This window comes from Pseudomonas sp. H3_D04 (assembly GCF_054669175.1).
Window position 1 is genome coordinate 1,056,577 of record NZ_CP162801.1, and the last position, 12,835, is coordinate 1,069,411.

Consider the following 12,835-nt stretch of genomic DNA (forward strand, 5'->3'; position numbering starts at 1 on the left):
GCACGGTTTTTTGACTTAACTAGTGGCTGGTACCAGATTTCAGTCGTCTACAGGCATAACGTGTCTGCAAGCGTCTAGCTTGCCCCCTCATTTTGGGCATTGAGTTGACTAGGGAAGTTGCTATTGCATGTGGCGTGAAACCAAAATTCTGCTGATTGACGACGATAGCGTCCGCCGCCGCGATTTGGCGGTGATTTTAAATTTTCTTGGCGAAGAAAATTTACCCTGCGGTAGCCATGACTGGCAGCAGGCTGTCGGCTCTTTGTCCTCAAGTCGTGAAGTGATCTGTGTCCTCATCGGGACGGTCAATGCTCCTGGCGCACTTCCGGGCCTGTTAAAGACACTCGCAACCTGGGATGAGTTCCTTCCGGTTTTGTTAATGGGCGATAATTCTTCCATTGACTTGCCTGAAGACCAGCGTCGCCGAGTGCTTTCGACCCTCGAAATGCCACCCAGCTACAGCAAATTGCTCGACTCGCTGCACCGTGCGCAGGTCTATCGCGAGATGTACGACCAGGCCCGCGAGCGCGGTCGTCATCGCGAACCCAACCTTTTCCGTAGCCTTGTCGGCACCAGCCGGGCGATTCAGCACGTCCGTCAGATGATGCAGCAAGTGGCCGATACCGACGCCAGTGTGCTGATCCTTGGCGAGTCCGGCACCGGCAAGGAAGTGGTCGCGCGCAACCTGCACTACCACTCCAAGCGTCGTGACGCGCCGTTCGTTCCGGTCAACTGCGGGGCGATCCCGGCCGAGTTGCTGGAAAGCGAATTGTTCGGCCACGAGAAAGGCGCTTTCACCGGGGCGATCACCAGCCGCGCCGGGCGTTTTGAGTTGGCCAATGGCGGCACCCTGTTCCTCGACGAAATTGGCGACATGCCGTTGCCGATGCAGGTCAAGTTACTGCGCGTGTTGCAGGAACGCACCTTCGAGCGCGTGGGCAGCAACAAGACCCAGAGTGTCGACGTGCGCATCATTGCGGCGACTCACAAGAATCTCGAAAGCATGATCGAGATCGGCACGTTCCGCGAAGACTTGTACTACCGCCTGAACGTGTTCCCGATCGAGATGGCGCCGCTGCGCGAACGTGTCGAAGACATCCCGTTGCTGATGAACGAGTTGATCTCGCGCATGGAGCACGAGAAGCGTGGTTCGATCCGCTTCAACTCGGCGGCGATCATGTCGCTGTGCCGTCACGGTTGGCCGGGCAACGTTCGCGAACTCGCCAACCTGGTGGAACGCATGGCGATCATGCACCCCTACGGGGTGATCGGCGTGGTCGAACTGCCGAAGAAATTCCGCTACGTCGATGATGAAGACGAGCAACTGGTCGACAGCCTGCGCAGCGATCTTGAAGAGCGGGTGGCCATCAACGGTCATACCCCGGACTTCACCGCCAACGCCATGCTGCCGCCGGAAGGCCTGGACCTCAAAGACTACCTCGGTGGTCTGGAACAGGGCTTGATTCAGCAGGCGCTGGATGATGCCAATGGGATCGTGGCGCGTGCCGCAGAACGCCTGCGTATTCGTCGTACCACGCTGGTGGAGAAGATGCGCAAGTACGGCATGAGCCGTCGCGACGGTGATGAACAGGCGGATGATTGACGCCTGTTTTTCAAGTCGTTCATTTGTAGGCGGTTTTTTTTAGGCACGGGTATTGCTACATCCCTCGCAACGTTCCGTTTAACTGACGGTCAGCCTAGCGAGAGAGCACGATGCCCCAAGCCGCCCAGATGTCTCCTGTCCCTGATGCTTCGGGGCAACCGTCGTCCGTAGAGCAGGCAAGCCGGCTTGGCCTTGAGCAGGCGTTCTCGCTGTTCAACCAGATGTCGAGCCAGCTGACTGATTCCTACAGCATGCTGGAAGCCCGGGTCACCGAGCTCAAGGGTGAGCTGGCGGTGGTCAGCGCTCAGCGCATGCAAGAGCTGGCGGAAAAGGAACGCCTGGCCAACCGTCTGCAAAACCTCCTCGATCTGTTGCCTGGCGGCGTCATCGTCATCGATGCCCAGGGCATTGTGCGTGAAGCCAACCCGGCGGCCTGCGAGTTGCTCGGCCTGCCCCTCGAAGGCGAGCTCTGGCGCCATGTCATTGCCCGTTGCTTTGCTCCTCGCGAAGACGACGGTCACGAAATCTCTCTGAAGGACGGTCGACGTCTGTCGATCGCCACTCGTTCGCTGGATGCCGAGCCCGGGCAGTTGGTGTTGCTCAACGACCTGACCGAAACCCGTCATCTGCAAGATCAGCTGGCTCGCCACGAGCGCCTGTCGTCTCTCGGCCGAATGGTCGCCTCGCTGGCCCATCAGATTCGGACGCCGTTGTCCGCCGCGTTGCTCTACGCCAGTCATTTGACTGAGCAGGAATTGCCGGTCGCCACGCAGCAACGTTTTGCCGGGCGCCTGAAAGAGCGGTTGCATGAGCTGGAACATCAGGTTCGCGACATGTTGGTGTTCGCGCGGGGCGAGCTGCCGTTGACCGACCGCGTCACGCCCAAGCAATTGATGCAGTCGCTGCAATCGGCGGCACTGACTCATGTTCAGGATTTGCCGATTCGCTGGCAGTGCGACAGTCATGCCGGTGAACTGCTGTGCAACCGCGACACCTTGGTCGGCGCAATCCTTAATCTGATCGAGAACGCCGTTCAGGCCAGTGCCGGTAATGTCCGCTTGAAAGTGCATTTCTATGCCAGGGGAAACAACCTGCGGGTGTGCATCAGTGACAGCGGCAGCGGCATCGACGGCAAAGTACTGGCGCGCTTGGGTGAGCCGTTTTTCACCACTAAAACCACCGGGACTGGCCTGGGCCTGACCGTGGTCAAGGCTGTGGCCCGTGCTCATCAGGGAGAATTGCAGTTGCGCTCGCGGCCGGGTCGCGGCACCTGCGCGCAGGTCATCCTGCCGCTTTTTTCCGGTGAACAGCCTAACGCTCAGGGAGCGGAGTGAAGGACATGGCAATCAAGGTTTTACTGGTCGAGGACGACCGCGCGCTACGCGAAGCACTGGCCGATACGCTGCTGCTCGCGGGGCACGATTACACGGCCGTCGGTTCGGCGGAAGAGGCGCTCGCGACGGTCGGCAATGAGGCCTTCAGCCTGGTGATCAGCGACGTCAATATGCCGGGCATGGACGGCCATCAATTGCTCGGTTTGCTGCGAGCGCGTCAGCCGCAATTGCCGGTGTTGCTGATGACCGCTCATGGTGCGGTCGAGCGGGCCGTCGATGCGATGCGCCAGGGCGCGGCGGATTATCTGGTCAAACCGTTCGAGCCCAAAGCCTTGCTCGACCTCGTGGCACGGCACGCACTGGGCACGCTCGGTGCGACCGAGGGCGAAGGGCCGATCGCCTTCGAGCCGGCCAGTGTGCAATTGCTGGAACTGGCCGCGCGGGTCGCGCGCAGCGATTCGACGGTATTGATCTCCGGCGAGTCCGGGACCGGTAAAGAAGTGTTGGCGCGTTATATCCATCAGCATTCCCATCGCGCCAGTCAGCCGTTCATTGCGATCAACTGCGCGGCGATCCCCGACAACATGCTCGAAGCCACTTTGTTCGGTCACGAAAAAGGTTCATTCACCGGCGCCATCGCGGCGCAGGCCGGCAAGTTCGAGCAGGCCGATGGCGGAACGATCCTGCTCGACGAAATTTCTGAAATGCCCCTCGGGCTCCAGGCCAAATTGCTGCGGGTGTTGCAGGAGCGTGAAGTCGAACGGGTCGGCGCACGCAAGCCGATCTCCCTGGATATACGGGTCGTGGCGACCACCAACCGTGACCTGTCCGGTGAGGTGTCGGCGGGGCGGTTCCGTGAAGACCTCTTCTATCGATTGTCGGTATTTCCGCTGGCCTGGCGTCCGCTGCGCGAGCGTACTGCCGACATCCTGCCGCTGGCCGAGCGTCTGCTGGCCAAACACGTCAATAAAATGAAGCATGCCGCTGCGAAACTGTCGCCCGAGGCACAGGCGTGCCTGATCGGTTATCCGTGGCCGGGCAACGTGCGTGAACTGGATAACGCGATCCAGCGCGCCTTGATTCTGCAGCAGGGTGGTTTGATCCAGCCCCAGGATTTCTGCCTGTCCGGACCGGTGGCTTGTGCGCCGTTGCCGGCGTTGGCGCCGGTGCGGGTCGTGGAGGTCGAGGCTGAATCGGCCGGGGCGTTGGGTGATGACCTGCGTCGCCGTGAATTCCAGATGATCATCGACACCTTGCGTTCCGAGCGCGGCCGTCGCAAAGAAGCGGCTGAGCGATTGGGCATCAGCCCACGCACCTTGCGCTACAAGCTGGCGCAGATGCGCGATGCCGGGATGGATGTGGGAAGCTTATTTGTTCGCGACTTGATTCGTTCGCCAACAAAGCCCGGGAAACGCTTTTGTTCAGAGCAGCCACGGAGCTGGCACCCTTGTTGCTAACACCTCACTACCCGCCGAGTGAGTGTCAAAAAATTGCGGGTCGCCAACGAGAGTAGACCATGAGCCAAGGTATTGAATTTAATCGGTTGATGCTGGACATGCGCTCCATGCAAATGGATGCCATGTCTGCGCCTAAATCGACTGCCGCAGTCCCTGAACTGGGTGGCAGCAGCTTTTCCGACATGCTCGGTCAGGCTGTCAATAAAGTGAACGACACCCAGCAAGCGTCCAGTCAGTTGGCCAGTGCCTTCGAGATCGGCAAAAGTGGCGTCGACCTGACGGATGTCATGATTTCCTCGCAGAAGGCCAGCGTGTCTTTTCAAGCGTTGACCCAAGTGCGAAACAAGCTGGTTCAGGCATACCAAGACATCATGCAGATGCCGGTTTAAGGACGAATTGAGTCATGGCAGAAGCAGTCGCCGATAACGTTCCGGCCAAGGCCACCCCAGTAGACGGCAAACCGCCGCTGTTCGGGTTGTCCTTCCTGGAAAACCTCTCCGAGATGACCATGTTGCGTCAGGTGGGCCTGTTGGTCGGCCTGGCTGCGAGCGTGGCGATTGGTTTTGCCGTGGTGCTGTGGTCGCAGCAGCCGGACTACCGGCCTCTGTACGGCAGCCTCGCCGGTATGGACGCCAAGCAGGTCATGGATACCCTGGCCGCCGCCGATATTCCCTACACCGTTGAACCCAACTCCGGTGCCTTGCTGGTCAAGGCCGATGACCTGTCCCGTGCACGGCTCAAGCTCGCGGGCGCTGGTGTCACTCCCAGCGATGGCAACATCGGTTTTGAAATCCTCGACAAGGACCAGGGCCTGGGGACCAGCCAGTTCATGGAAGCGACCCGTTATCGTCGCGGCCTCGAAGGCGAACTGGCGCGGACCATTTCCAGCCTGAACAACGTCAAGGGCGCTCGCGTGCACCTGGCGATTCCGAAAAGCTCGGTGTTCGTGCGTGACGAACGCAAGCCAAGCGCTTCGGTGCTGGTTGAACTGTATTCCGGCCGCTCGCTGGAGCCGGGTCAGGTGGTGGCGATCATCAATCTGGTCGCGACCAGCGTTCCCGAACTCAGCAAATCCCAGATCACCGTGGTCGACCAGAAGGGCAACCTGCTGTCGGATCAGGCGGAAAATTCCGAACTGACCATGGCCGGTAAGCAATTTGACTACAGCCGTCGCATGGAAAGCATGCTGACCCAGCGCGTGCACAATATCCTGCAACCGGTGCTGGGCAACGACCGCTACAAAGCCGAAGTCTCGGCCGACGTGGACTTCAGCGCTGTCGAGTCGACCTCCGAGCAGTTCAACCCGGATCAGCCGGCGTTGCGCAGCGAGCAGTCGGTCAACGAACAACGCACTGCCAGCAATGGCCCGCAAGGTGTGCCGGGTGCCCTGAGCAACCAGCCGCCATCGCCAGCTTCCGCGCCGCAGACCACCGGTGGCAGCACCGCGGCAGCCGGCATGGTTCAGCCAGGCCAGCCGTTGATCGATGCCAACGGTCAGCAAATCATGGACCCGGCCACCGGTCAGCCGATGCTGGCACCGTATCCGGCGGACAAGCGTCAACAATCCACCAAGAACTTCGAACTCGACCGTTCGATCAGCCACACCAAACAACAGCAGGGCCGTTTGAATCGCCTGTCGGTGTCGGTGGTGGTGGATGATCAGGTCAAGATCAACGCCGCCAATGGCGAGACCACCCGTGCGCCGTGGAGTGCCGATGAATTGGCGCGCTTCACTCGCCTGGTGCAGGACGCCGTCGGTTTCGACGCGAGCCGTGGTGACAGCGTCAGCGTGATCAACATGCCATTCTCCGCCGAGCGCGGTGAAGTGATTGCCGATATTCCGTTCTACTCCCAGCCTTGGTTCTGGGACATCGTCAAGCAAGTGCTGGGTGTCTTGTTCATCCTGGTGCTGGTGTTCGGTGTGCTGCGTCCGGTGCTCAACAACATCACCGGTGGCGGCAAAGGCAAGCAACTGGCCGGAATTGGCAGCGACGTGGAACTCGGTGGCATGGGCGGCCTGGACGGCGAACTGGGCAACGACCGCGTCAGCCTCGGTGGTCCGCAAAGCATCCTGCTGCCGAGCCCGAGCGAAGGCTATGACGCACAGTTGAATGCAATCAAGAGTCTGGTGGCAGAAGATCCGGGTCGCGTGGCCCAGGTCGTGAAAGAGTGGATTAACGCAGATGAGTGATAACCGAGCCGTTGCCGCCAAACTGACCAAGGTCGACAAAGCCGCGATTCTGCTGCTGTCCCTGGGTTCGACCGATGCTGCCCAAGTGTTGCGCCACATGGGGCCCAAAGAGGTCCAGCGCGTCGGCGTGGCCATGGCGCAGATGGGCAACGTCCATCGCGAGCAGGTCGAACAGGTCATGAGCGAGTTCGTCGACATCGTCGGCGACCAGACCAGCCTGGGCGTCGGCTCCGACGACTACGTGCGCAAAATGCTCACCCAGGCACTGGGCGAAGACAAGGCCAACGGCCTGATCGACCGCATCCTGCTGGGCGGCAACACCAGCGGCCTCGACAGCTTGAAGTGGATGGAACCGCGCGCCGTCGCCGATGTGATCCGTTACGAGCACCCGCAGATCCAGGCGATCGTCGTGGCCTACCTCGACCCGGATCAGGCTGGTGAAGTGCTTGGCAACTTCGACCACAAGGTGCGTCTGGACATCATTCTGCGGGTTTCCTCGCTGAACACCGTGCAGCCAGCGGCCCTGAAAGAACTCAACCAGATTCTCGAGAAGCAGTTCTCCGGCAACTCGAATGCCTCGCGCACCACCCTGGGTGGCATCAAGCGTGCGGCCGACATCATGAACTTCCTCGACAGCTCGATCGAAGGCCAGCTGATGGACTCGATCCGCGAAGTCGACGAAGACCTGTCCGGTCAGATCGAAGACCTCATGTTCGTGTTCAACAACCTGTCCGATGTCGACGACCGCGGGATTCAGGCGTTGCTGCGCGAAGTGTCCTCCGACGTGCTGGTGCTGGCCCTCAAGGGTTCGGACGAAGGCGTCAAGGAAAAGATCTTCAAGAACATGTCCAAACGAGCGGCCGAACTGTTGCGCGACGACCTCGAGGCCAAGGGCCCGGTGCGCGTCAGCGACGTGGAAACCGCGCAGAAAGAAATCCTCACCATTGCCCGCCGTATGGCCGAAGCCGGAGAAATCGTTCTCGGCGGGAAGGGCGGCGAAGAGATGATCTAAGGTCACTATGTCGTCCAAACATGATGAGTCCCAGACCGACCTGATCCGAGGCAAGGCCGTCGCCGGTTTCGATGTCTGGGCGTTGCCCAGTTTCGATCCGTTTGTGCCGGAGCCCGAGCCGGAACCCGAGCCCGAACCGCCGGAAATGGAAGAGGTGCCGCTGGATGAAGTCCAGCCACTGACCCTCGAAGAACTCGAAAGCATCCGTCAGGAGGCTTACAACGAAGGCTTCGCCATCGGCGAGAAAGAAGGCTTCCACAGCACCACACTCAAGGTCCGTCAGGAAGCTGAAGCCGTCCTGGCGCCGAAGGTTGCCGGCCTGGAACAGCTGATGGCCAACCTGTTCGAGCCCATTGCCGAGCAGGACACCCAGATCGAGAAATCCCTGGTCGACCTCGTGCAGCACATCACCAAACAGGTGATTCAGCGCGAACTGGCCATCGACTCGACGCAAATCGAACACGTCATGCGCGAAGCCCTCAAGCTCTTGCCGCTGGGCGTGGGTAACGTGCGGCTGCACATCAATCCGCAGGACTTCGAACAGGTCAAAGCCCTGCGCGAGCGCCATGAAGAAACCTGGCGCATCGTCGAAGACGAATCCCTGCTGCCCGGCGGTTGCCGGGTCGAGACCGAACACAGTCGCATTGACGCCACCGTTGAAACCCGCGTCGCCCAAGTCATGGCCAAGCTGTTCGATCAGTTGCATGACCAGGCCTTGCACCCGGCCGCTCCGGATCTGAGCCTGGAACTGCCGGTCGACGAAAAACCTGCGGTCGAGCCGACGCTGGACGAACCTGATGCGCCTTGATCGCACCAGCTTCGCCAAGCGCCTGGGCAGTTACGCCGAGGTCACTACGCTGGCGGGGGCGCCGATCCTCGAAGGCCGTCTGCTGCGCATGGTGGGCCTGACCCTCGAAGCCGAAGGTTTGCGCGCAGCAATGGGCAGCCGCTGCATGGTCATCAACGACGACAGTTATCAACCGGTGCAGGTCGAAGCCGAAGTCATGGGTTTCTCCGGCAGCAAGGTGTTCCTGATGCCGGTCGGCAGCGTCGCCGGCATTGCGCCCGGTGCCCGTGTGGTGCCTATGGCAGACACTGGCCGCTTGCCGATGGGCATGAGCATGCTCGGGCGGGTGCTGGACGGCGCCGGCCGTGCGCTGGATGGCAAGGGCGGCATGAAAGCCGAAGACTGGGTGCCGATGGACGGCCCGACCATTAACCCGCTCAAGCGTGAACCGATCAGTGAACCGCTCGATGTGGGCATTCGCACCATCAACGGTTTGTTGACGGTCGGTCGCGGTCAGCGTCTCGGTCTGTTCGCCGGTACCGGCGTCGGTAAATCCGTGCTGCTGGGCATGATGACCCGCTTTACCGAGGCCGACATTATCGTGGTCGGGCTGATCGGTGAGCGTGGTCGTGAAGTTAAAGAATTCATCGAGCACATCCTCGGTGAAGAAGGGCTCAAGCGTTCGGTGGTCGTCGCCTCGCCGGCGGACGATGCACCGCTGATGCGTCTGCGCGCCGCGATGTACTGCACGCGCATCGCCGAGTATTTCCGCGACAAGGGCAAGAACGTCCTGTTGCTCATGGACTCGCTGACCCGTTTCGCCCAGGCCCAGCGGGAAATCGCCCTGGCCATTGGCGAGCCGCCCGCAACCAAAGGCTATCCGCCGTCGGTGTTCGCCAAGTTGCCGAAACTGGTGGAGCGGGCCGGTAACGCCGAGAAGGGCGGCGGTTCGATCACCGCGTTCTACACCGTGTTGTCCGAAGGCGATGACCAGCAGGACCCGATTGCCGACTCGGCGCGAGGCGTGCTCGACGGGCACATCGTGCTGTCCCGGCGCCTGGCCGAAGAAGGTCATTACCCGGCCATCGATATCGAAGCCTCCATCAGCCGGGTCATGCCGTCGGTGGTCAGCCCCGAGCACATGGCGCGGGCGCAGATGTTCAAACAATACTGGTCGCGCTATCAGCAGAGCCGCGACTTGATCAGCGTCGGTGCCTACGTGCCGGGCGGTGATCGTGAAACCGACGTCGCGATTTCCCTGCAGCCCGCCATGACCACTTATCTGCGTCAGGGCTTGAACGACAACATCGGCATGGGCGCCAGCGAAAACCACCTCGCCTCGATCTTCGCTCCGGCAGCGGGCGGCTAACCGGCCATGGCCCTGAGCCGCGCGGCACGCCTGGCACCCGTGGTGGAAATGGCCGAAAAGGCCGAAAAAACCGCGGTCATGCGCCTCGGGCACTTCCAGGGCCAGGTTCGTGTGGCGGAAAGCAAGCTCGCCGACCTCGAAAACTTCCGCCTCGAATACCAGGAGCAATGGATTGTGCGCGGTAGCACTGGCGTTTCCGGCCAGTGGTTGCTTGGCTATCAGGGATTTCTTGCGCAATTGGGCACCGCCATCGATCAGCAGCGCCAAAGCCTGAACTGGCACCAGAACAACCTGAACAAGGCGCGCGAGTCCTGGCAGCAGGCGTTTGCCCGGGTCGAAGGTTTGCGCAAACTTGTACAACGCTACATGGACGAGGCGCGCAAGCTCGAAGACAAGCGCGAGCAGAAGCTGCTGGACGAATTGTCCCAGCGGTTGCCGCGGCATGATCCGTATTGAATCAGTGGGATCGCGTGACCGTTCTTCGCGGGCAAGCCTCGCTCCTACAGGTTATGTGTCGTTTGCGAGAAATGTGGACGCATAACCCGTAGGAGCGAGGCTTGCCCGCGAAGGCGGTCTGACAGGCGTGACAACTTCCCGCCTTGCTCCCATCTCCGCCAAGTGCTAAACCTTGTACACGTACGTTTACCCATGACAAGGAAGCCGATAAATGTCAGTTGTTACAGATGTATCTCCGGATGGGAAAAAGCTGACGATTTCGATCGAGGGACGATTCGATTTTGGTCGGCATCAGGAGTTTCGCGAGTCTTACGAGAAACTCGAAAAAAAACCGGAATCTGTTGTGGTGGACTTAAGGAAGGCCACGTATCTCGATAGCTCGGCGCTGGGGATGCTGCTTCTGCTCCGTGATCACGCCGGTGGCGACAGTTCCGATATTCGCGTCGTTAACAGCAATTCAGATGTGCGCAAGATCCTCGCCATCTCCAATTTCGACAAGCTGTTCGACATCACTTGACCGCCATGCAGCCGTCGCTTGAACCGCTGACCATCCTCATCGCCGAAGACAGCGCGGCCGATCGCATGCTGCTGTCGAGCATTGTCCGTCGTCAGGGCCACCAGGTATTGACGGCCGCCAACGGTGCCGAAGCCGTCGAAGCGTTTCGCCAGCAGCGGCCGCACCTGGTTCTGATGGACGCGATGATGCCGGTCATGGACGGTTTCGAAGCGGCCAGACAGATCAAGGCGTTGGCCGGGGAAACCCTGGTGCCGATCATCTTCCTGACCTCGCTGACCGAAAGCGAGGCCCTGGCCCGGTGTCTGGAGGCCGGTGGTGACGACTTTCTGGCAAAGCCCTACAACCAGGTGATCCTTGCCGCCAAGATCAAGGCCATGGATCGCTTGCGCCGGTTGCAGGCCACGGTGCTACAGCAGCGTGACCTGATCGCCAAACATCATGACTACTTGCTCAACGAGCAGCGGGTGGCCAAGGCCGTATTCGACAAGGTGGCGCATTCGGGCTGCCTGAGTGCGCCAAACATCCGCTACTTGCAATCGCCTTATGCGCTGTTCAACGGCGATCTGCTGCTGGCGGCGTTCACCCCGGCCGGCGACATGCATGTGCTACTGGGTGATTTCACCGGTCACGGGCTGCCGGCCGCGGTGGGCGCCATGCCCTTGGCTGAAGTCTTCTATGGCATGACTGCCAAAGGGTATGGCCTGGCTGAAACCCTGCGTGAGATGAACGCCAAGCTCAAGCGCATTCTGCCGGTGGACATGTTCTGCTGCGCCACCTTGCTGTGCCTGAGCTTTCAGCGGCGCTCGGTGGAAGTCTGGAACGGCGGGATGCCGGACGGTTATCTGCACAACATCGTCAGCGGTGAGCGCACGCCGTTGACGGCGCGGCATTTGCCGTTGGGCATACTGAGCCCGCAAACCTTCAATGACCGCACCGAAGTGTTTCCGATGGCCGTTGGTGATCGGGTGTTTCTACTCTCCGACGGGGTCATCGATACCTGCGATGCCAACGATCAGTTGTTCGGTGTAGAGCGCTTGCATCAGGTGTTTGCGGCCAATCGTCAGCCAGACGCGCTGTTCGAGGACATCGAGCAAGCACTGCGGGATTTTCGTGGCGAGGCCCGCGATGATGTGAGCATGGTCGAGATCAGTCTGCTGGAGGCCGAGCAATTGAGCCCTCCGGCGCCGGTGTATTCCGACAGCGGCCAGTCGTGTCCGCTGGACTGGTCGGTGAGTTTCGAGTTTCGCGCCGCGACACTCAAACGTTTCAATCCGCTGCCGTACCTGTTGCAATTGTTGCTTGAGGTCCATGGTCTGCGGGCTCAGAGTGGGGCGCTCCACAGCGTGTTGGCAGAACTGTATTCCAACGCCCTTGAGCACGGCGTGCTGGGGCTGGATTCAAGCCTCAAGCGCGATGCTTCGGGTTTTGCGCGCTATTATCAAACGCGCAATGAGCGGCTGGAGGCGTTGCAGGACGGCTTTGTGCGGGTGCATTTGCAGATCGTGCCGACGGGCAAGGGCGGCAGCCTGATTGTGCGGGTCGAAGACAGTGGCAAAGGTTTCGATGTGGCGCGGGTAATGGAGCGTCCCGTCGACGGTGGCCGTCTGTCGGGGCGCGGCGTCAGTCTGATCCGCCAATTGAGCCGTAGCGCGAGCTGGTCCGACGATGGTCGTAGTGCTCGCGTGGAGTTTTTCTGGGAGGCTCTGGCATAATTCACCCATTCTTGATCAAGGAGTGAGCAAGTGGCTGACACACATCTGGACCGTGCCGTGCTGAGCGCGCTGCAAGAAGTCATGGAGGGTGATTATCCGATGTTGCTGGATACCTTCATTGCCGATTCCGAAAAGCGCTTGTGCGTGTTGCGAGAGGCTGAAGATGCCGCGCAACTCATGAGCACCGCCCATAGTTTCAAGGGCAGCAGCAGCAATATGGGGGCCGTTCGTCTCGCTGAGCTGTGCAATGAGCTTGAGCAACGCGCCAAGCAAAAAAGCCTCGCCGGTATTGAAAAACTGGTCGGGGAAATCGACGGCGAATTCGCCATTGTCCGACCGCTGTATGAGGCGGAGCGACAGCGCTCTCTAGCGGACTGACGCAACCGTCCGGCGCTTT

Annotated in this window: 11 protein-coding genes and 1 pseudogene; all 12 read left to right on the top strand. The window is 60.5% G+C overall.

Annotated features, from left to right (window positions below):
• The first annotated feature begins 127 nt into the window (after nt 1-127).
• Nucleotides 128-1,603: a sigma-54 dependent transcriptional regulator gene (locus AB4N91_RS05065; protein ID WP_010456968.1), complete on the top strand. Its 1,476-nt coding sequence runs from the start codon at nt 128-130 to the stop codon at nt 1,601-1,603.
• Nucleotides 1,604-1,731: 128 nt separating this feature from the next.
• Nucleotides 1,732-2,937 carry a sensor histidine kinase gene (locus AB4N91_RS05070; RefSeq protein WP_172962161.1) on the top strand — a complete coding sequence of 402 codons (1,206 nt, stop codon included), beginning with the start codon at nt 1,732-1,734 and terminating at the stop codon, nt 2,935-2,937.
• 5 nt (nt 2,938-2,942) lie between these two features.
• Nucleotides 2,943-4,323: pseudogene (locus AB4N91_RS05075) on the top strand (sigma-54-dependent transcriptional regulator).
• A 130-nt stretch (nt 4,324-4,453) separates the two neighbouring features.
• A complete protein-coding gene (gene fliE, locus AB4N91_RS05080) occupies nt 4,454-4,783 on the top strand; it encodes a flagellar hook-basal body complex protein FliE (protein ID WP_010456962.1) in 330 nt (109 codons plus the stop codon).
• Nucleotides 4,784-4,797: 14 nt separating this feature from the next.
• Entirely contained in the window at nt 4,798-6,585 is a 1,788-nt protein-coding gene (gene fliF / locus AB4N91_RS05085; protein WP_010456960.1) for a flagellar basal-body MS-ring/collar protein FliF, read from the top strand.
• On the top strand, nt 6,578-7,597 hold the full coding sequence (fliG, locus tag AB4N91_RS05090) for a flagellar motor switch protein FliG (RefSeq protein WP_007894195.1): 1,020 nt from the start codon (nt 6,578-6,580) through the stop codon (nt 7,595-7,597). The genes fliF and fliG overlap by 8 nt, the downstream gene beginning before the upstream one ends.
• A 7-nt stretch (nt 7,598-7,604) precedes the next feature.
• On the top strand, nt 7,605-8,405 hold the full coding sequence (gene fliH / locus AB4N91_RS05095; RefSeq protein ID WP_010456958.1) for a flagellar assembly protein FliH: 801 nt from the start codon (nt 7,605-7,607) through the stop codon (nt 8,403-8,405).
• The gene (fliI, locus tag AB4N91_RS05100; protein ID WP_077748627.1) at nt 8,395-9,753 is read left to right on the top strand and encodes a flagellar protein export ATPase FliI; all 1,359 of its coding nucleotides are present in this window, start codon (nt 8,395-8,397) and stop codon (nt 9,751-9,753) included. Before fliH ends, fliI begins: the two co-directional genes overlap by 11 nt.
• A 6-nt stretch (nt 9,754-9,759) precedes the next feature.
• Nucleotides 9,760-10,209 carry a flagellar export protein FliJ gene (gene fliJ, locus AB4N91_RS05105; RefSeq protein ID WP_010456956.1) on the top strand — a complete coding sequence of 150 codons (450 nt, stop codon included), beginning with the start codon at nt 9,760-9,762 and terminating at the stop codon, nt 10,207-10,209.
• A 211-nt stretch (nt 10,210-10,420) separates the two neighbouring features.
• A complete protein-coding gene (locus AB4N91_RS05110; RefSeq protein ID WP_010456955.1) occupies nt 10,421-10,726 on the top strand; it encodes an STAS domain-containing protein in 306 nt (101 codons plus the stop codon).
• Nucleotides 10,727-10,731: 5 nt separating this feature from the next.
• Nucleotides 10,732-12,438, top strand: coding sequence for an ATP-binding SpoIIE family protein phosphatase (locus AB4N91_RS05115; protein WP_010456954.1), 1,707 nt, complete (start codon nt 10,732-10,734; stop codon nt 12,436-12,438).
• A 30-nt stretch (nt 12,439-12,468) separates the two neighbouring features.
• Nucleotides 12,469-12,816, top strand: coding sequence for an Hpt domain-containing protein (locus AB4N91_RS05120; RefSeq protein WP_010456953.1), 348 nt, complete (start codon nt 12,469-12,471; stop codon nt 12,814-12,816).
• Nucleotides 12,817-12,835 lie beyond the last annotated feature (19 nt).

Bases quoted from the DNA above. Each gene is read 5' to 3' on its own strand.
- AB4N91_RS05065 (WP_010456968.1), top strand. From the start codon at position 128: ATGTGGCGTGAAACCAAAATTCTGCTGATTGACGACGATAGCGTCCGC.
- AB4N91_RS05070 (WP_172962161.1), top strand. From the start codon at position 1,732: ATGTCTCCTGTCCCTGATGCTTCGGGGCAACCGTCGTCCGTAGAGCAG.
- AB4N91_RS05110 (WP_010456955.1), top strand. From the start codon at position 10,421: ATGTCAGTTGTTACAGATGTATCTCCGGATGGGAAAAAGCTGACGATT.
- fliF (WP_010456960.1), top strand. From the start codon at position 4,798: ATGGCAGAAGCAGTCGCCGATAACGTTCCGGCCAAGGCCACCCCAGTA.
- fliE (WP_010456962.1), top strand. From the start codon at position 4,454: ATGAGCCAAGGTATTGAATTTAATCGGTTGATGCTGGACATGCGCTCC.
- fliJ (WP_010456956.1), top strand. From the start codon at position 9,760: ATGGCCCTGAGCCGCGCGGCACGCCTGGCACCCGTGGTGGAAATGGCC.
- fliH (WP_010456958.1), top strand. From the start codon at position 7,605: ATGTCGTCCAAACATGATGAGTCCCAGACCGACCTGATCCGAGGCAAG.
- fliI (WP_077748627.1), top strand. From the start codon at position 8,395: ATGCGCCTTGATCGCACCAGCTTCGCCAAGCGCCTGGGCAGTTACGCC.
- AB4N91_RS05115 (WP_010456954.1), top strand. From the start codon at position 10,732: ATGCAGCCGTCGCTTGAACCGCTGACCATCCTCATCGCCGAAGACAGC.
- fliG (WP_007894195.1), top strand. From the start codon at position 6,578: ATGAGTGATAACCGAGCCGTTGCCGCCAAACTGACCAAGGTCGACAAA.